22 protein-coding genes are annotated in these 17,035 nt (G+C 40.7%); 2 read left to right on the top strand and 20 right to left on the bottom strand.

What is annotated here, in order from left to right; genetic code table 11:
* Positions 1–12 precede the first annotated feature (12 nt).
* From spoVAC to ABFG93_RS20060, 16 genes are all read right to left on the bottom strand, one after another.
* Positions 13–471 carry a stage V sporulation protein AC gene (gene spoVAC, locus ABFG93_RS20135; protein ID WP_347549782.1) on the bottom strand — a complete coding sequence of 153 codons (459 nt, stop codon included), beginning with the start codon at positions 469–471 and terminating at the stop codon, positions 13–15.
* Positions 471–902 carry a stage V sporulation protein AB gene (locus tag ABFG93_RS20130; RefSeq protein ID WP_347549781.1) on the bottom strand — a complete coding sequence of 144 codons (432 nt, stop codon included), beginning with the start codon at positions 900–902 and terminating at the stop codon, positions 471–473. Before ABFG93_RS20130 ends, spoVAC begins: the two co-directional genes overlap by 1 nt.
* Positions 899–1,513 carry a stage V sporulation protein AA gene (locus ABFG93_RS20125; protein ID WP_347552910.1) on the bottom strand — a complete coding sequence of 205 codons (615 nt, stop codon included), beginning with the start codon at positions 1,511–1,513 and terminating at the stop codon, positions 899–901. Before ABFG93_RS20125 ends, ABFG93_RS20130 begins: the two co-directional genes overlap by 4 nt.
* A 229-nt stretch (positions 1,514–1,742) precedes the next feature.
* The gene (sigF, locus tag ABFG93_RS20120; protein ID WP_347549780.1) at positions 1,743–2,498 is read right to left on the bottom strand and encodes an RNA polymerase sporulation sigma factor SigF; all 756 of its coding nucleotides are present in this window, start codon (positions 2,496–2,498) and stop codon (positions 1,743–1,745) included.
* A gap of 12 nt (positions 2,499–2,510) precedes the next feature.
* On the bottom strand, positions 2,511–2,951 hold the full coding sequence (gene spoIIAB, locus ABFG93_RS20115; protein ID WP_347549779.1) for an anti-sigma F factor: 441 nt from the start codon (positions 2,949–2,951) through the stop codon (positions 2,511–2,513).
* Positions 2,951–3,301, bottom strand: a complete 351-nt coding sequence (gene spoIIAA / locus ABFG93_RS20110; RefSeq protein ID WP_347549778.1) for an anti-sigma F factor antagonist — start codon at positions 3,299–3,301, stop codon at positions 2,951–2,953. Before spoIIAA ends, spoIIAB begins: the two co-directional genes overlap by 1 nt.
* Before the next feature lie 100 nt (positions 3,302–3,401).
* Positions 3,402–4,535 (bottom strand): D-alanyl-D-alanine carboxypeptidase family protein, encoded by a 1,134-nt coding sequence (locus ABFG93_RS20105; protein WP_431522102.1) that lies wholly within the window; start codon positions 4,533–4,535, stop codon positions 3,402–3,404.
* 159 nt (positions 4,536–4,694) lie between these two features.
* Positions 4,695–5,996 (bottom strand): pyrimidine-nucleoside phosphorylase, encoded by a 1,302-nt coding sequence (locus ABFG93_RS20100; protein WP_347549776.1) that lies wholly within the window; start codon positions 5,994–5,996, stop codon positions 4,695–4,697.
* A gap of 22 nt (positions 5,997–6,018) precedes the next feature.
* Positions 6,019–6,846: a purine-nucleoside phosphorylase gene (locus ABFG93_RS20095; RefSeq protein ID WP_347549775.1), complete on the bottom strand. Its 828-nt coding sequence runs from the start codon at positions 6,844–6,846 to the stop codon at positions 6,019–6,021.
* Between the two features lie 21 nt (positions 6,847–6,867).
* Positions 6,868–8,010, bottom strand: coding sequence for a phosphopentomutase (gene deoB / locus ABFG93_RS20090; protein ID WP_431522101.1), 1,143 nt, complete (start codon positions 8,008–8,010; stop codon positions 6,868–6,870).
* Positions 8,011–8,181: 171 nt separating this feature from the next.
* Positions 8,182–9,072, bottom strand: a complete 891-nt coding sequence (gene xerD, locus ABFG93_RS20085; protein ID WP_347549773.1) for a site-specific tyrosine recombinase XerD — start codon at positions 9,070–9,072, stop codon at positions 8,182–8,184.
* Between the two features lie 12 nt (positions 9,073–9,084).
* Positions 9,085–9,276 carry a YqzK family protein gene (locus ABFG93_RS20080; RefSeq protein ID WP_347552909.1) on the bottom strand — a complete coding sequence of 64 codons (192 nt, stop codon included), beginning with the start codon at positions 9,274–9,276 and terminating at the stop codon, positions 9,085–9,087.
* A gap of 127 nt (positions 9,277–9,403) precedes the next feature.
* A complete protein-coding gene (locus ABFG93_RS20075) occupies positions 9,404–9,886 on the bottom strand; it encodes a Fur family transcriptional regulator (protein WP_347549772.1) in 483 nt (160 codons plus the stop codon).
* A gap of 116 nt (positions 9,887–10,002) precedes the next feature.
* Positions 10,003–10,644: a stage II sporulation protein M gene (gene spoIIM, locus ABFG93_RS20070; protein WP_347549771.1), complete on the bottom strand. Its 642-nt coding sequence runs from the start codon at positions 10,642–10,644 to the stop codon at positions 10,003–10,005.
* A gap of 78 nt (positions 10,645–10,722) precedes the next feature.
* The gene (locus tag ABFG93_RS20065; protein ID WP_347549770.1) at positions 10,723–11,874 is read right to left on the bottom strand and encodes an endonuclease Q family protein; all 1,152 of its coding nucleotides are present in this window, start codon (positions 11,872–11,874) and stop codon (positions 10,723–10,725) included.
* Positions 11,875–11,878: 4 nt separating this feature from the next.
* On the bottom strand, positions 11,879–12,418 hold the full coding sequence (locus tag ABFG93_RS20060; protein ID WP_347549769.1) for an NUDIX hydrolase: 540 nt from the start codon (positions 12,416–12,418) through the stop codon (positions 11,879–11,881).
* Positions 12,419–12,531: 113 nt separating this feature from the next.
* Between ABFG93_RS20060 and mciZ the strand changes: the two genes are divergently transcribed.
* Positions 12,532–12,690 (top strand): Z-ring formation inhibitor MciZ, encoded by a 159-nt coding sequence (mciZ, locus tag ABFG93_RS20055; RefSeq protein WP_347549768.1) that lies wholly within the window; start codon positions 12,532–12,534, stop codon positions 12,688–12,690.
* Between the two features lie 60 nt (positions 12,691–12,750).
* Here mciZ and ABFG93_RS20050 read toward each other — a convergent pair whose 3' ends face one another.
* Entirely contained in the window at positions 12,751–13,290 is a 540-nt protein-coding gene (locus ABFG93_RS20050; RefSeq protein ID WP_347549767.1) for a cysteine hydrolase family protein, read from the bottom strand.
* A 139-nt stretch (positions 13,291–13,429) separates the two neighbouring features.
* Here ABFG93_RS20050 and ABFG93_RS20045 point away from each other — a divergent pair, with 139 nt between their 5' ends.
* Positions 13,430–14,341 (top strand): aldo/keto reductase, encoded by a 912-nt coding sequence (locus tag ABFG93_RS20045; RefSeq protein WP_347549766.1) that lies wholly within the window; start codon positions 13,430–13,432, stop codon positions 14,339–14,341.
* Positions 14,342–14,386: 45 nt separating this feature from the next.
* Here the strand turns inward: ABFG93_RS20045 and ABFG93_RS20040 are convergent, their stop codons facing one another.
* From ABFG93_RS20040 to ABFG93_RS20030, 3 genes are read right to left on the bottom strand one after another with little or no spacing between them, the layout of a single operon-like run.
* Positions 14,387–15,055 carry a CoA transferase subunit B gene (locus ABFG93_RS20040; RefSeq protein WP_347549765.1) on the bottom strand — a complete coding sequence of 223 codons (669 nt, stop codon included), beginning with the start codon at positions 15,053–15,055 and terminating at the stop codon, positions 14,387–14,389.
* Positions 15,056–15,065: 10 nt separating this feature from the next.
* Positions 15,066–15,752 (bottom strand): CoA transferase subunit A, encoded by a 687-nt coding sequence (locus ABFG93_RS20035; protein ID WP_347549764.1) that lies wholly within the window; start codon positions 15,750–15,752, stop codon positions 15,066–15,068.
* 25 nt (positions 15,753–15,777) lie between these two features.
* On the bottom strand, positions 15,778–16,962 hold the full coding sequence (locus tag ABFG93_RS20030; RefSeq protein WP_347549763.1) for an acetyl-CoA C-acetyltransferase: 1,185 nt from the start codon (positions 16,960–16,962) through the stop codon (positions 15,778–15,780).
* Positions 16,963–17,035 lie beyond the last annotated feature (73 nt).

Here is a 17,035-nt window from a genome sequence, read left to right as displayed (position 1 = left end):
TATTCTCTCTCCTTATAAAAGAGCTTTAAAAATCATTCGAACCATTCCTACTAAATAAGCTGCTACAACTCCAAAGACGACAACGGATCCTGCTAACTTAAACATATTTGTGGCGATCCCAAGAACAACCCCTTCGCTCTTATGTTCAAGTGCCGCACTCGTAATGGAATTTGCAAAACCAGTAACTGGTACAGCGGAACCTGCTCCAGCAAACTGTCCAATCTTGTCGTACCATCCAAAAGCGGTTAAAAGAGCAGCAATTAATATGAGTGTTGCAACCGTGGGATTACCAGCTGATTCTTTCGAAAAATCAAATACGGTCATATAGAAATTTTGAACTGCTTGGCCAAACATACAAATAGAGCCTCCAACGAGAAAAGCTTTTAAACAGTTTAGTACATAAGGCGGCTTCGGCTGGTAAGGTTTAATATTATCCTTGTATTGACTCTGGTCATTAAGTGGTTTAGACATTACTTTACTCCTCCATCAACAAAGATTGTCCAATGAAACAAGGAACCAAAAACTTTTCCGAGTACAATGGCCATTAACAGAATTAAAATTTTATCAATAAAGCCTATTCGTTTCGTTAAAATAGGTAGCACGTTAAGCACCTCTGTGAGAGCGGCAGCAAGCATCCCAATAAAAACCCCTGCTCCAAGACCAATAGGGATAAGGACAAATTTAGATAGGCCCAGAATGGGGTTGCGAAGAGAAAGCCAGCTTGACAGGACAGCCCCGATAATAATCCCCCATTCGTAAAAACGAATCAGATGTATCGTTTTTGACAGTTGAGTCAGACGCGGAATAATGCCAAGCACCGATAGAAATGCTACAAATCCTGCCCCTACAGCAATTCCTTCAGCAAATCCGATTAGCATGACGAGAATGATTTGTGCGTTCATGGCTTTCGATTTCCATTCTCTTCATTTTCATGAACGATGACATACTGATCAAGGTCCTGCTGATAATTGAACATTTCTACCTCTAGTGGGCTAGGTTCTTCATTAAACCGCTTTTTGAATAAGTGATTAAAAAACAGCACCATTCCGATTCCTAGCCCAAAAGAATAAGGAATCTGCAGCAGAAGTGGTTTAGGGTTATCAATTCCAGTTACAATTTTGTATATTTGTTGATGCACCTCTCTCATACTCACATCTTCATGGAAATTCATGATTGCAAGTGCAGCTCCGATAAATAATAAAAACCAGATCAGAACAAAATAAACGGGTGCTAATTTCTTCTTTGGGTACTGAACTTCAACGATGGTCTGTGCTGGACCAACAACCTGAACCTCAAGCAAAAGTTTACTTTGAATTACATGAATGACCTGCATCACATCAATGACAATAAGATTCTTATCTTCTTTAGTGATTTGATGAATTGGGATTTTCTGTATGTTCATACAGATTTTATCATCACCGATTATTTGAGCGATATTCTCAATTAGCAACCTGGATCCAGGATGAACTCTAATCTTTTGCCTGAGCCGAAGATAGATCATGTCGTTTTGCATCATCCTCCACCTCCTTATTCGAGGGGTATATTGGTTATAGTATGTTTCTGCCAATTGAGTCTCATTCTAGCGCAACCCATGTTCCATTAATTCCCACGAGACCAGTACTGGAGTTTTGCTAGTAAAACCTGTTCTGTATGTGTGGGTTAAAATGCGTAACGATACGAGGGACCAGTTCTAATGCTCTGTTTGTTCATTGTTTTTTTCACGCAAAAAAAGAACAGAAGAGCTATTTGCTCATCTGTTCTTTAATTTGCTTCAATATTTTTTTCTCAAGTCGCGATACCTGTACTTGAGAAATTCCCAGGCGATTCGCTACCTCTGATTGAGTTTGATCTTTATCATAACGCAAATAAACAATTAGTCGCTCTCTGGCATCAAGATGTTGAAGGGCATCCTTTAACGCAATCTTGTCAAACCACGCTGAGTCAGTATGATCAGCAATTTGATCTAACAACGTGATTGGATCACCATCGTTCTCATAAACCGTTTCATGTATGGAAGAAGGTGCCCTAACAGCTTCCTGCGCCATCACAACTTCTTCCGGAGTTACCTCAATCTGCTCAGCTATTTCGTTAATGGTGGGCGTTCTACCAAGAGTTTTAGAAAGCTCATCTCTTGCTTTACGAACTTTATTTCCCGTTTCTTTAAGCGACCTGCTAACCTTTACGGTTCCATCATCACGAATAAAGCGCTGGATTTCTCCAATAATCATGGGTACTGCATAGGTGGAGAATTTCACATCGTAACTTAAATCGAATTTATCTACGGATTTTAACAATCCTATACATCCAATTTGGAATAAATCATCCGCTTCATACCCTCGATTTAGAAATCGTTGGACAACAGACCAGACGAGCCTCATATTTTTTTGTACAATGAGGTCTCTTGCCTCCTGGTCGCCATCCTGGCTTTGCTTGATCAATTCCTTCACTTCATCAGGTTTCAGTTGCGACTGCTTCCCTTTCCTAACCTCCACGTCCATATGCAGGTCCCCTTAATTACATAGCGCTTTATTTTTTGATAGGTACTTCATTAAGTGAATGGTTGTGCCCTGTCCACTTGCTGACTCCACTTTGACCTCATCCATAAAATTTTCCATAATCGTAAATCCCATACCTGACCTTTCGAGTTCAGGCTTCGTTGTAAAAAGAGGTTGTCTTGCCTCCTCAAGATCCGTAATACCAATCCCATTATCACGAATGGTCAGGTTAACGGTATCTTCGTTTAACTCTACTGAAATAAAGACTTTTTCTTCGGAATTTTGCTCATATCCATGAATAATCGCATTTGTCACAGCTTCAGAAACGACCGTTTTAATTTCTGTTAACTCGTCAACTGTTGGGTCAAGCTGAGCGATGAAAGAGGCGACTGTTACACGTGCAAAGGACTCATTCTGACTGAGAGCAGAGAACTCTAAATCCATCCGATTTCTCATTACGCCACCCCCAGGGTAGCAAGGGCATGCTGCTCATCAGCCTCAAGCCTCACAATTTTGAATAACCCCGACATCTCGAACAAGCGTTTAACAGCTGGAGATATTGAACAAACAACCATTTCACCGCCAAAGCTTTTCACTTTATTGTACCTGCCAAGAATAACGCCAAGACCTGAACTATCCATAAAGGACAGTCCTTCAAGACTGAGTACAATATGTTCAATGCGACGCTCTTCAATAATGGTATCTACCCTGTCTCTTAATTCCTCGGACGTATGGTGATCCAGCTCACCATCGAGCCGAATTAGCAGAACGGGATGTCTCACTTCAAGGTTGATCGAAAGACTCACGTAACATTCCTCCTCATGTTTGCTTGTGAGCTTTTTCTCTCTTTACAGGGTGAAATCCTTCTTCGTGACAAAACTAGTGATCGTTCGATGAAACTGGCAATTACTTGACACCTTCGTTAGGTGTTTTGGCGAACTGTGCAGCCGTCCGCTTCATGAGCTGCCACCACGAAGCTTGATGAATATCTTCAGAGGAAAGCACGGGCGATTTTGCCGTTACATGGCCATCCACTTTCACCGATAACATTCCCACTTCATCACCCTTCTTTACGGGAGTTTGAATGTTTTCATTCATTTTAATTGACGTTGTGATTTCTCCATTTTCCTGCCCCTTTTTCAAAAGAACAGATACTCGCTCAGATGTCACAACTGTCATTGAAGCTTGATCCCCTTTATTCATTTCAACTTCCTTTACAACATGATGACGATCAAACAATTTTTGAGTTTTATATTGCGAAAACGCATAATCAAATAGCTTAGTGATTTCAGCATTTCTCACTTTTGGTGTAGGTGCTCCCATCACAACAGCTACCACACGCATATCATCTCTTTTTGCCGTTGCTGTCAGGCAATACTTCGCTTCACTTGTAAAACCGGTTTTCAATCCGTCTACTCCTGGATAGAATTTCACAAGCTTATTCGTATTAACTAGCCAGAATTTCTTGTCAGTATCCTGTCTCAAGTAATCTTCATATAACCCTGTATATTTAGTAATCAAGTCATATTTCAATAATTCTCTTGCCATCAATGCCATATCATTTGCTGTTGAATAATGGTCCTTGGCTGGTAAACCTGTAGGATTCACAAAATGAGTATTCGAGAGGCCCATTTCAGTTGCTTTTTGATTCATCATGTTAACGAATTCGTCTTCAGAACCAGCAATGGCTTCTGCCATAGCAACTGATGCATCATTTCCTGAAGCAATTGCGATTCCCTTAAGCATATCGTCAACCGTCATTTCTTCACCGGCCTCAAGGAAAATTTGAGATCCTCCCATCGAAGCAGCATATTCACTTGCTCGAATTTTTTGATCAAGGCTTATTTTTCCGCTTTCAATTGCTTCCATAATTAAGATCATTGTCATGATTTTAGTCATACTTGCTGGAGGAAGCTTTTTATCACTTTCTTTTTCAAATAAAACCGCACCTGTATCTCGTTCAAGCAAAATAGCTGATGATGACTCCTCTACAATGTTACGTTTCGCTTCCTCTGCGCTGGCAAAAGAAGGAACGAGCATACTTCCCCCAAGCAAGATGGCGAGCAATGTTGCCGCTACTTTCATCGGTGATCCCTCCATTCTTAGTACTACAAGGATTTCCATCCATCTGGAAAAATATACGAATTCAAAAAAGCATAATAAAAAAAGCTTCCACAGTGGGAAGCTTCCTTCATTCATTTAGTTGATTACTTTATAAATAAGCTGATGCTTCTCAGCTACCTGATCAGAAAGAACATAGGCCACATTGATTTTTTCAATGGAGTTATCAGGAGTCTCCTCATCGCTATGAAGCACAACGAGTGCTTCCCCTTTCTTAACTTCATCGCCTACTTTTTTCTTAAGTGTGATCCCAACGCCATAATTGATCTGGTCATCTTTTGTTGCTCTACCTGCACCGAGGTACATTGCTGCAACTCCAATTGACTCAGCATCAATTTCTGTCACATAACCATCCTTATGAGCAGGTACTTCAATGTGATACTTTGCTTGCGGAAGTTTAGATAAATCATCAATGACACTAACATCTCCGCCCTGCGCTTGAACGAGCGTTCTAAATGCCTCAAACGCTTTTCCGTTTTGAAGATTAGCTTCAAGCGTTTTGTAAGCTGATTCAATATTGTCAAATGCTCCTGCAAGAACAGTCATATGGGAGGCAAGTTCTAAGGAAAGAAGTCTCAAATCTTCAATATCCTCACCCTGAAGCACCTGACATGCTTCACGAACTTCATTAGCATTTCCTACTTCAAAACCAAGCGGCTGATTCATGTCGCTAATAACAGCTACGGTGTTACGGCCAAGGTTATTACCGATGTTCACCATTTCTCTAGCCAGGGCTTCTGAATCCTCAAGCTTTTTCATAAATGCTCCTGAACCAGTTTTAACATCAAGCACAATACCGTCTGCACCTGAAGCGAGCTTCTTACTCATAATAGACCCCGCAATTAGTGGAATGGAATCAACAGTTGCTGTAACATCTCTGAGCGCATAAAGTTTTTTATCAGCTGGAGCAAGGTTTCCAGTTTGTCCTGCTACAGAAAGTTTATGTGTATTCACATTATTAACAAATTCTTCTTTGGTCATTTCAATATGAAAGCCTTTAATGGATTCAAGCTTGTCAAGTGTTCCACCAGTATGACCCAGCCCACGACCAGACATCTTTGCAACCGGTACACCAACTGAAGCCACAAGCGGTCCGACGATAAAGGTCGTTTTATCACCAACCCCACCTGTAGAATGCTTGTCCACTTTATGTCCTTCAATGGCTGAAAGATCAATAGTCTCTCCAGAATCCACCATTGCCTGTGTTAACATCGCCGTTTCATTTGACTTCATTCCATTAAAATAGATTGCCATCATTAAGGCAGATGCCTGATAATCAGGAATATCGCCTTTTGTATAGCCCTCTATGAAAAAAGTAATTTCTTCCTTAGTTAATTCTTTTCCGTTTCTTTTTTTTTGAATTACATCAACCATTCTCATCTGATTGCTCTCCCATCGTCCTCTAGTTCATTTTGCTTACAATGTTTTTTACTAATGAAAGGAAATTCGCTTTTACTTTTTCCGTCGTTTCAATCACTTCATCATGATGAAGTGGCTGATCAAGAATTCCTGCTGCCATGTTTGATATACATGAAATCCCTAGCACTGCCATACCTGCATGTCTTGCAATGATCACCTCGGGTACTGTAGACATTCCAACTGCATCTCCACCAAGCGCTCGTAACATCCGAACTTCTGCAGGGGTTTCATAGGTTGGACCCGTATTTCCAACATAAACACCAGACTGAAGCTTCAGACCCAGGTCTCTGGCAGTTTCATGTGCGAGGGTTTGCAGACTTTCTGAATATGTAGTTGACATGTCTGGAAAACGCGGACCGAATTCGTTACTGTTCGGCCCAATTAATGGGTTCGTTCCAAAGTTATTAATATGATCAGCGATTACCATTAAATCACCTGGTTCAAATTCTTTATTAACACCGCCAGCAGCATTTGTAACAATCACTTTTTCAATGCCAAGTTCTTTCATAACTCGTACTGGAAAGGTGACTTTATCCATCGCATAGCCTTCGTAAAAGTGAAAGCGGCCCTGCATCGCCGCAACCATCTTGCCGTTTAATTCACCAAATACAAACTGTCCAGCATGTCCTTCAACGGTAGAAACTGGAAAGTTTGGTATATCACTATAAGAGATACGAATTGGATTCTTTATTTCATCAGCAAGAACTCCCAGTCCAGACCCAAGAATAAGTCCGATTTCCGGACTCAAACCGCCAATTTTTTCCTCAATAAAAGATGATGCGTCTTGAATTTCCTGTTTAATAACCGTCATGATTTTTCCTCCTCCTAGATCCTAAAGCTTGTTAAGAAAGCTAGTCCCGTGTTCGGGCAGCTTCACTTCAAAATTATCTGCAACAGTAGCACCGATGTCAGCGAACGTTTGACGAATACCAAGATCTTCACCTACTGAAATTCCTTTATGGTAAGCAAGCAAAGGCACATATTCCCTTGTATGGTCAGTTCCGTGATGGATTGGATCGTTCCCATGATCTGCAGTGATAAACAAAAGATCATCCTCTTCCATACGCTCAAGAACTTCCGTAAGCCTTTTATCATACTCTTCCAGCGCTTCACCATAACCCTGAGGATCGCGCCGATGGCCAAAGAGCGCATCAAAATCAACAAGATTCAAGAAGCTTAATCCTTCAAAGTTCATTTGCTGTGTTTCAATTAATTTATCCATACCATCCATATTCGATTTAGTCCGAAGCGACTCCGTTACACCTTCGTTATCGTAGATATCAGAAATTTTCCCAATGGCAATGACATCTTTCTTGTTATCCTTCAGCTCGTTCATAACGGTATGACCAAATGGCTTAAGAGCATAATCATGCCGATTAGAAGTTCGTTTAAAGTACCCAGCCTCCCCTTCGAAAGGTCGAGCAATTACGCGGCCTACCATATACTCTTCGGCTTTCGTCATTTCTCTTGCAATCTCACAAATATTGTAGAGTTCATCTAACGGAACGACATCTTCATGAGCCGCAATCTGTAGAACAGAATCTGCAGAAGTGTATACAATAATGGCGCCAGTCTTAACATGTTCTTCGCCAAGTTCAACTAAAATTTCTGTTCCCGAAGCCGGTTTATTCCCAATCACTTTACGTCCCGTTCTTTGTTCAAGTTCAGAAATAAGCTGATCCGGAAAGCCCTCCGGAAAAGTTCGGAACGGTTGTCCGATATGAAGGCCCATAATTTCCCAGTGACCTGTCATCGTATCTTTCCCATTTGACGCTTCCATCATCTTTGTGTAATGAGCCAGTGGTTTCTCTGCTTTTGATACGCCGTTTATTTCACGAATGTTTCCAAGCCCTAGCTTTTCCATATTCGGCATGTTAAGACCATTCATATGATCTGCAATATGGCCGAGCGTGTCTGCACCCTTATCATTAAATTTATCAGCATCAGGAGCTTCACCAATTCCTACTGAATCCATAACAACTAAAAATATTCTTTTAAACCGTTTAGTCACAATTATCCTCCTCATGGTTACTTTAGTGTTACTATTCCCTCTTCAAAACTAAAAACACTCTCGTGAATGCGTTTGCTGAAGTAAAAAAAGAAAAAATCTGGCCATTGACCAGATGATCTTTCCAGAGACCTGCGTTCAGGCTCGCGGATGATACGTAGAGTAAATATCTTTCAACCTTGTCTTTGTCACATGTGTATAAATTTGAGTTGTTGATATATCAGCATGTCCAAGCAACTCTTGCACAGCTCTCAGGTCCGCTCCATTTTCAAGCAAGTGTGTGGCAAATGAATGTCTTAATGTATGGGGTGTAAGTGGTTTGACAATTCTAGCTTGAACAGCAAGTTTCTTGAGAATTTTCCAGAATCCCTGCCTTGAAAGCCTTTCACCCCGATGATTTAGAAAGAGCATATCTGTTCTATTCTGTTTCATCAACTGACCCCGACCTTCATCGAGATAAGTTGTCAGAGCATCGCGTGCCATTTTGCCAAGAGGAACAATTCTTTCTTTATTCCCTTTCCCTATTGTTCGAATAAAGCCCATGGTAAGATGAATATCTTCCAATTTTAAGTCTACTAATTCAGAAACCCGTAAACCTGTGGCATACAGTACCTCTAACATTGCCCGATCACGTTTTCCAAATGGCGTAGAGTAATCAGGAGCTTCAAGAAGTTGTTCTACTTCAGTAGTTGAGAGTATCTTAGGTAATTTACGCTCCGTCCTGGGTGTTTCGATATGTACAGACGGATCCTGATCAACCGCCTTTTCTCTAAGTAGAAATTGGTGAAAGGATCGAATTGAAGCGATATTTCGCGCGATGGTTGTTGATGCTTTCCCCTGATCTTTTAAAGCATATAAATAATTTACTATTTGGACACGATGTACCTCTCCAAAAGAAGTTAGCGCCTCTTTTTCTTTCAAGAAAGTTAAGTATTGAGTCAAGTCACGCCTGTATGCATCGAGAGTGTTTTTTGACAGACTTCGCTCAACAATTAGATAGTGTAAAAAATCCTGTACGTGATCTTCCATTGTAAACGCTCCTTATTCACCTGTCTGGTAAAAAAATTCGAGCCTTTCAAGGAAAATTTGCTTATCGGTTTCCATTTGTACGACTTTCACTGCTTTTCCCTGTGGCTCATCATACCTGTGATAGTTTTGGTATTCTTGATTTACCCAGAGGATTCCGAAGTAAAACAGTAGTGTACAACCTGTAAACAGCAAGAAAACTTTCATAGTATCTAAAACAACCAATAGACCCCTTTTCAATCTAACTCACCTCCATCTAGTAAAAGATATGCCAGTGATGGAGATTTTTATACATCGTTAGGTGTTTTAAGGGGCTTATCGCAATCTATTACAATTATGAATGGTTGGATACCTGTTCCGGCTGTTCCGTTGAGTCTTCCTGTTTCTGACAGCGGTAACAGATCCCATGAAACGTTAATCGATGATCTTTAATTTTGAAATTCCAGTCATTCTCAACTACCTTTTCTACATCACCAAGTAAGTCATCCTGAATTTCATCCACTGCTCCACATTCTATACAAACCAGATGATGGTGAAAATGGGCAGCACCTTCTTGCCTGAGATCAAACCTTGACACACCGTCTCCAAAATTAATTTTATCGACGATTTTCAATTCAGCTAAAAGCTCAAGCGTTCTATAAACGGTTGCAAGTCCAATTTCAGGAGATTTCTCTTTAACGAGTAGGTAAACATCTTCAGCACTTAAATGGTCTTCTTCATTTTCAAGAAGAACTCTAACCGTTGCTTCTCTTTGAGGTGTAAGCTTATAGCTTTGAGAATGAAGGTGTTTCTTAATTCGATCGATTCTGCTTTCCATATCCCATTTCCCTCCCTCGATCGATGCCATTTTCATTATAAGCAGTAGGAAAAAGGGTGTCAAATTAAAATGATTATTAACCTAATTTTACAATCAACTTCTTTTAATAATAATTATCACTTAATATCAACCACTGCTTTTATTAACTCGGGTGAAAGATACGCTTCAAACCATGCTGCAATGCATAGAACCCCAAGTGTACATACCACTAAAGCCGAAAACCTCAGGAATGGACCTAAAATCATTTCTGTTTTTCTCTTCATTAAGAGCTGCCTCATTAATCGTAACGAAAATGTTAATGAAGCTGTCCCTACAACAATCACTGCAGGAACCGCCAGTATATTCTGCGGAAATACTGAAACAAAGGCAAGCAGAAATCCTTTCCAGCTCATCTGGTTTACTAGAAAGCCGACCGTAAAACCTACCACAACCCCTTTAAGAAATAGCATGATCAGAACAATCGGGAGGCCAATTATCGTAAGACCAAGAAGCCACATTAAACCAACGTACCTTGCATAGTGGGTAAAACTTTGTTGGAACATTTCAGAGGCGGTAGCAAATTGTCCCTCTGAAACCTGTCCAAAGAAACGGCTTAAGTATTCTGCCAGATCTTCTTTTTGAGTAAGGCTTAAGCTATTCACAATAACTGCTCCAAATACGATACCCATTAAGAATAAAACAGCTATGAATGTGTAAAGAGATACATGGTCTGATAGATGAGCTGAAATCACTTGCTTAACTTGTCGGCTTCGATTCATATGACTTCCCCCTTCGCACTTCCTTTGGTTAAGTCTATGAAACGAAAGATAGGGGTATGACAGAATCACTAGATTGACTTAGCCGATTACTTTACCGTATGTTCCGCCGCCCCCTTCTTTTAACGAAAGTTCACCCTTTCTAGCTAGCACGATAAGTCTAGCATGATTCGGAGAAACAACGGATGCAAGATCTTTTTCTTCTGTACGATGCAGAACGTTCATTTCTGTACCAAAATAATCAAGAAGGCGATCTAACGTTTTAGGCCCAATCCCGGGTATGAAATCAAGTGGAACATGGTGGATGTATGGAGGACGTGCTGGCCGTTTTCCAATTGTACTTAATTCTTGAATTCGATTTGATACTCCTTTTACCACCTGGGAACTTCCACAGGTGCACGGTGTGCCAATCACTTTACGGCCGCAATTCAGGCAGGTTGTTTCATGGTACTTTCCGAGCCTGGGATCAAGTCCATAATTTGAAACGATTTTTCTCCCACCTTCTCCACGTAACGCTTTATTCCATTCTTTAAATGTAGGAGATTCTATTCTCAAGTGCTGGTATTCTCTTGCGATTTTCGGAGTCGAATGCGCATCAGAATTTGTTAAAAAAGGATAAGCATGCAACTCTTCAATCTGATCAGCCATCCATGTATTTGAAGATAATCCAAGTTCAACTGCATCAATTTTTTTCGGATCTAATACTTCTGTAAGAGATTTCACAACACCTTTTCCGTATAAACTTTTAAAAGGTGTAAAGATATGAGCAGGAATAAATAGACCATCTAGCTCTCTTGCTTTGTTTTGAACAGCCACTGCATTTTCGTAAATACGCTGAGAGCTTAACGTTATATTTGTCATTCTGCCACTCAGCCAATCCGAAAAATGTTTCATTCTTGTTAAATCTGGCAAATACACTAGTACATGAATAGGACCATTACAATTTTCATCATAGATTTCGATTTCAGTTCCAGGTATAAGGGTGAGATTACCAACTTTTATCCCGCCACCTTCTAATTCAAAACCTTCATCTGACTGAATAAGTGCTTCAATCTCCCCTATAATCTCGGGTACGTGGCAGTCAATTATACCGATCATATTGAGTCCTTTACGTTCTGAAGCTTCAGTAAGGATAGAAGTAAGTGTCAGAGTATCTGAACCTGTAATTTTTACGGCTTTTCCTGATCTCGTCCGTCCGATATGAATATGAAAGTCCGCATAGCAATCAAACATTTTCCTAACCTAACTTCATTTTTAAATACATGAGTGCGTAGGCTGTTTTAGCATCATGAATTTCTTCTGTTTGAAGCATCTCTTCCATTTCTTCTATTGAAAGGTGGAGCACATCAAGAAATTCATCTTCATCTGTTGACTGCTCGCCACTTTTCTCAAGTCCTTTGGCGACATATAAATGAACAAGCTCATTCGCAAAACCAGGTGACGTGTAGAAAGATATAATTTTATCAAGAGACTCACATGTATAACCGGTCTCTTCTTCTAACTCACGTACTGCTGTTAATTCTGGCTTTTCCCCAAGTTCGAGTTTCCCGGCAGGAATCTCAACAATCGCTTTTCCGAGTGCTTTCCGATATTGTCGCACAGCTATAATTTTATCGTTGGGCGTTACTGCGATCACAGCTACCGCTCCTGGATGATCAATGAGTTCTCGCTTACTCTGTTTTCCATTCGGTAATTCCACATCTTCTACTCTTAAATCAATTATTCGACCCTGATAGATTGTTTTTGAACTAAGGGTCTTTTCATATAAATGGTCCATGGATTCCTCACTCCTGGTTCTAAAAATTCGTTTCGATACATAAAGTCTATCACAATAGACAGATAATATGGAAAGCACGACACTTTGTATCGATCTAATAGGAGGTTTTACAGATGAAAGTCTATATTCAACCTAATGGAATTACTATGGTTGGCAAACCAAAACAAATTCAATTAATGATTAGACATTATATGGATCATTATGAAACGATTGAGGAATGGATCCACGCTCCAGCCATTCGCACGAAATCACACTTACGTCTCATTCAATAGAGTAAAACCGCCAAAAATAATTGTACTAAAAAGAGAAAAGCTATCGCAGCTTTTCTCTTTTTAACGTATTTCAGTTTTGAATATATTCTTCATCTGTTCGATAAAAACATCGTGGTTGTTAGAGAACGTCGCCATGCAGGAGCGATGTGCAACCGTTTTGAATCCACGTGCATAAGCCCCATATGCAGTCAGAAAATCACAAATATCTGTGCAAACACCCGTCAGATGAACTCTTTCAACACCCCTGGATTTTAAAATATTTTCAAGATCCGTTTGATAAAATGCATCGTATTCGGACTTCGGAACATATGAAACAAGAGCGTTTCCCTTGTGAATTTCTAACCATCGTTCGAGGTCACCGTATAATTTCTGCCCCCACGACTCTATAACATTATGTACTGGCCAGAGATCAAAGTGAGGATCTTCTTCTTCATGCGCATCCATACAAATGACAATTTCATTCCCCTCCGCGAGAAATGAATCAGCAAGTGCTATTATATTTGGGACAATCATTTGCCCTTTTTCCCCTACTGTTAAACCACCATCATCATGTACGAAATCGTTGCTCATATCTATGATTAATAAAGCTTCCTTCCCCATTTAACCGCCTCCTATTTCTTACACTATAGCAAGAGAACATTCACCTGACAAGACAGTTATCTCACTACCTTATTAGTGGCATGAAACTTCTGATCACGATACACTTAAAGAAGGCATAATTTGGGAGGTAGTTAAAGGAATGAAAACCAATCGACTTGGAAAATCAGAACTTTATGTCAGTGAAATTGGGTTAGGGACGATGTCACTAGGTACCGATCGTGATAAAGCAGTTTCTCTTATTCACGATGCACTCGATAACGGCGTTAATTTCATTGATACAGCAGACCTGTATGATTTTGGATTGAATGAAGAAATTGTTGGGGAAGCTTTAAAAGGTCGAAGAGATTCAGTTGTGCTTGCTACGAAAGCTGGGAACCACTGGGAAGAAGGAAAAGACGGCTGGTTCTGGGATCCATCTAAACAGCATATAAAAAATGCCATTAAAAATAGTCTCCGCCGCTTAAAAACAGACTATCTCGACCTACTTCAATTACATGGTGGTACGATAGAAGATCCAATTGATGAAACCATTGAAGCGTTCGAAGAATTAAAAGAAGAAGGTCTTATTCGAGAGTACGGAATTTCAAGCATTCGTCCTAATGTTATTCGTGAATTTGTAAAGCGTTCTTCAATCGCTTCCGTTATGATGCAATACAGCATACTCGATCGACGACCTGAAGAAGAAATCCTGGATTTATTACACGATAATTCAATTAGCGTCATCGCAAGAGGCCCTCTTGCAAAAGGGATGCTATCTGATCGCTATGAAGAAAAGGTGAAAGAAGACGGTTTTCTTGATTACTCTAAATTTGACGTATTAGAAACGGCTAAGCAGCTTTCTGCCTTAAAAGGAGACAGTCGTAATCTCACACAAACATCTTTACGCTATGCCCTTGCTCATCCTGCAGTGGCTACGGTTATACCAGGTGCAAGTAAGAGTGAACAACTCCTCGCGAATCTTACAGCACAAAACGCACCTGATTTAACCCCAGATGAAGTAAGACAGATTAGAGAAGCATCACGAGCTAATAAATACGAAAAACACCGTTAACTTACGAAAAGAGCGCAGTCAACTTGCTGACTGCGCTCCTTCAATTTAAAAGGCATCTATTACAACATCACCAACAATGACTGCTGGTTGTGTCGAGTTTTTAACATCATCAAGGGTAAAACCTTCTGCCACTTCTTTTAGAACAAGACCCTCATCCGTTATATCGAAAACAGCTCGATCCGTTATAATGCGGTTTACAACCCCTTTTCCTGTAAGGGGAAGCGTACATGATTTTAATATTTTCGGATCTCCTGATTTATTAACATGATCCATAATAACGACAATCCGCTTTGCTCCATGGACCAGATCCATTGCACCACCCATACCTTTAATCATTTTGCCCGGTATCATCCAGTTAGCAAGATCCCCATTCTCGGATACTTCCATCCCACCAAGAATTGCTACGTCGATATGCCCACCCCTGATCATTGCAAATGATTCGGCACTGTCAAAATAAGATGCTCCCTGCATAGCAGTTACTGTTTCTTTCCCAGCATTAATTAAATCAGGATCTACTTCTTCCTCAGATGGATATGGACCAATACCAAGCAGACCGTTTTCAGATTGGAGAACAATCTTTTTGCCCTCAGGGATATAATTCGCTACCATTGTAGGCATACCTATCCCAAGATTCACATAGAAACCGTCATCAATCTCCTTTTCTGCACGCCTGGCGATTTTTTCTCGAACTGCCGCCTTATCTACTTTTACCATCTTAATCCTCCTATCGCGTTGTTAATCGCTCAATTTTCTTTTGCTGTTCACCTACGATTACTTTTTGAACATAAATACTCGGAGTATGGATATGATCAGGATCAAGATCGCCAACTTCAACAAGCTCTTCAACTTCAGCAATTGTAACGTTTCCTGCAGCTGCAATCATTGGGTTAAAATTTCTGGCTGTTTTGTTATAAACTAAATTCCCCATAATATCGCCTTTATGCGCACGTACGAGTGAAAAATCTGCTCGAATCGCCTTTTCTAGTAAATACTCTTTACCGTCAAAACTTCTTACTTCTTTCCCTTCAGCAATAGGCGTACCCACACCAGCTGGTGTATAGAATGCAGGGATCCCTGCTCCTCCTGCGCGAATGCGTTCTGCAAGCGTTCCCTGAGGAATCAGCTCAACCTCTAATTCTCCCGACAGCACCTGTCGTTCAAATTCTTTATTTTCTCCAACGTAAGAACCAACCATTTTCTTGATTTGCTTGTTCTTTAAAAGGATGCCAAGACCCCATTCATCTACTCCACAATTGTTTGAGATAACGGTTAAGTCTTTAACTCCCCGATCTTTCAAGGCAATGATTAAATTCTCAGGAATTCCTACAAGTCCAAAGCCACCTACTAAAATCGTAGCGCCATCATGGATATCTTGAACCGCGTCTTCAAATGAATGTAATATTGGTTTCATTGTCGTTTACCTCCTTTAATATCAATTATCCTCTTTCAACAATTGTGGCTACACCCTGTCCTCCGCCAATACACAGTGTCGCAAGCCCGTAGCGATCATTTCTTCGCTTCATTTCGTGCAGGAGCGTAACAAGAATTCTTGTACCGCTTGCCCCAATCGGGTGACCAAGTGCAATCGCGCCACCATTAACATTAAGAATGTCTTTGTTTAATTCTAAGTCCTTTCCTACTGCAAGTGATTGAGCAGCGAACGCTTCATTTGCTTCAATAAGATTCATCTCACTCATTGACATGCCAGCGCGCTCCAATGCTTTTTTTGTAGCTGGCACAGGACCAAGTCCCATTACGCTCGGATCTACGCCACCACTTGCATTTGCACGGATAACAGCAAGTGGTTGAATTCCAAGCTCTTCCGCTTTCTCACGACTCATTAGCAAAACAGCTGCTGCCCCATCATTAATCCCTGAAGCGTTCCCTGCCGTCACTCGACCATCCTTTTTAAATGCAGGGCGCAGTTTTGCAAGCTTCTCAGCAGTTGTACCATGCTTGACATATTCATCTGTATCAAACAGAACCGGGTTGCCCTTCCTTTGCGGTATGGAAACTGGAATAATTTCGTCCTTAAAACGCCCAGCCTCAATGGCAGCTTGAGCTTTTTGCTGGCTCTGTGAGGCGAATTCATCCATTTCTTCTCTTGAAAGATCATAGTGTTCACATAAGTTCTCAGCCGTTACCCCCATATGATAATCATTAAAAGCACACCACAGCCCATCATGGACCATGCTATCAATCATCTTTTGATCACCCATCCGAAGTCCATCACGGGCACCATTTAGAAGATATGGAGCCTGACTCATATTCTCCATTCCACCGGCAACTACAATATTTTGATCCCCTAACAAAATAGACTGAGCACCTAGGTGAACTGTTTTCAGACCGGATCCACACACTTTATTTATTGTCATGGCGGGGGTTGTAACTGGCACACCAGCTTTAATTGCTGCCTGACGCGCTGGATTTTGACCAAGTCCAGCTTGAAGCACATTTCCCATAATAACTTCTTCCACCTGATCTACCGTTAATCCAGCTCTTTTAACTGCTTCAGTTATTACCATAGCCCCAAGCTCTGGCGCAGATATTGATTTTAGCGAACCATTGAATGAACCAAGCGGTGTTCTGACAGCGCTTACAATTACTACATCACGATTCATTTATTTTCCTCCTTATGTATGACTCTCATCTACATAATTCTTAATCAATTCAAATAATTCCTTCCCACAAAAA

This window comes from Pseudalkalibacillus hwajinpoensis (assembly GCF_039851965.1).
GTDB classification, from domain to species: Bacteria; Bacillota; Bacilli; order Bacillales; family Guptibacillaceae; genus Guptibacillus; species Guptibacillus hwajinpoensis_E.
The sequence above is the reverse complement of the archived record's forward strand: the minus strand, read 5'-3'. Positions and strand labels throughout refer to the sequence as shown.

Excerpts from the sequence above, each read along its gene's own strand:
- ABFG93_RS20095 (WP_347549775.1), bottom strand. The coding sequence starts at position 6,846 with ATGACGGTTATTAAACAGGAAATTCAAGACGCATCATCTTTTATTGAG.
- ABFG93_RS20105 (WP_431522102.1), bottom strand. The coding sequence starts at position 4,535 with ATGCTCGTTCCTTCTTTTGCCAGCGCAGAGGAAGCGAAACGTAACATT.
- ABFG93_RS20080 (WP_347552909.1), bottom strand. The coding sequence starts at position 9,276 with ATGAAAGTTTTCTTGCTGTTTACAGGTTGTACACTACTGTTTTACTTC.
- spoVAC (WP_347549782.1), bottom strand. The coding sequence starts at position 471 with ATGTCTAAACCACTTAATGACCAGAGTCAATACAAGGATAATATTAAA.
- deoB (WP_431522101.1), bottom strand. The coding sequence starts at position 8,010 with ATGGATTCAGTAGGAATTGGTGAAGCTCCTGATGCTGATAAATTTAAT.
- xerD (WP_347549773.1), bottom strand. The coding sequence starts at position 9,072 with ATGGAAGATCACGTACAGGATTTTTTACACTATCTAATTGTTGAGCGA.
- ABFG93_RS20125 (WP_347552910.1), bottom strand. The coding sequence starts at position 1,513 with ATGCAAAACGACATGATCTATCTTCGGCTCAGGCAAAAGATTAGAGTT.
- ABFG93_RS20060 (WP_347549769.1), bottom strand. The coding sequence starts at position 12,418 with ATGGACCATTTATATGAAAAGACCCTTAGTTCAAAAACAATCTATCAG.
- spoIIAB (WP_347549779.1), bottom strand. The coding sequence starts at position 2,951 with ATGAGAAATCGGATGGATTTAGAGTTCTCTGCTCTCAGTCAGAATGAG.
- spoIIM (WP_347549771.1), bottom strand. The coding sequence starts at position 10,644 with ATGAATCGAAGCCGACAAGTTAAGCAAGTGATTTCAGCTCATCTATCA.
- ABFG93_RS20075 (WP_347549772.1), bottom strand. The coding sequence starts at position 9,886 with ATGGAAAGCAGAATCGATCGAATTAAGAAACACCTTCATTCTCAAAGC.
- ABFG93_RS20040 (WP_347549765.1), bottom strand. The coding sequence starts at position 15,055 with ATGGTAAAAGTAGATAAGGCGGCAGTTCGAGAAAAAATCGCCAGGCGT.
- ABFG93_RS20065 (WP_347549770.1), bottom strand. The coding sequence starts at position 11,874 with ATGTTTGATTGCTATGCGGACTTTCATATTCATATCGGACGGACGAGA.
- ABFG93_RS20035 (WP_347549764.1), bottom strand. The coding sequence starts at position 15,752 with ATGAAACCAATATTACATTCATTTGAAGACGCGGTTCAAGATATCCAT.
- ABFG93_RS20045 (WP_347549766.1), top strand. The coding sequence starts at position 13,430 with ATGAAAACCAATCGACTTGGAAAATCAGAACTTTATGTCAGTGAAATT.
- ABFG93_RS20030 (WP_347549763.1), bottom strand. The coding sequence starts at position 16,962 with ATGAATCGTGATGTAGTAATTGTAAGCGCTGTCAGAACACCGCTTGGT.
- sigF (WP_347549780.1), bottom strand. The coding sequence starts at position 2,498 with ATGGACGTGGAGGTTAGGAAAGGGAAGCAGTCGCAACTGAAACCTGAT.
- mciZ (WP_347549768.1), top strand. The coding sequence starts at position 12,532 with ATGAAAGTCTATATTCAACCTAATGGAATTACTATGGTTGGCAAACCA.
- ABFG93_RS20050 (WP_347549767.1), bottom strand. The coding sequence starts at position 13,290 with ATGGGGAAGGAAGCTTTATTAATCATAGATATGAGCAACGATTTCGTA.
- ABFG93_RS20130 (WP_347549781.1), bottom strand. The coding sequence starts at position 902 with ATGAACGCACAAATCATTCTCGTCATGCTAATCGGATTTGCTGAAGGA.
- ABFG93_RS20100 (WP_347549776.1), bottom strand. The coding sequence starts at position 5,996 with ATGAGAATGGTTGATGTAATTCAAAAAAAAAGAAACGGAAAAGAATTA.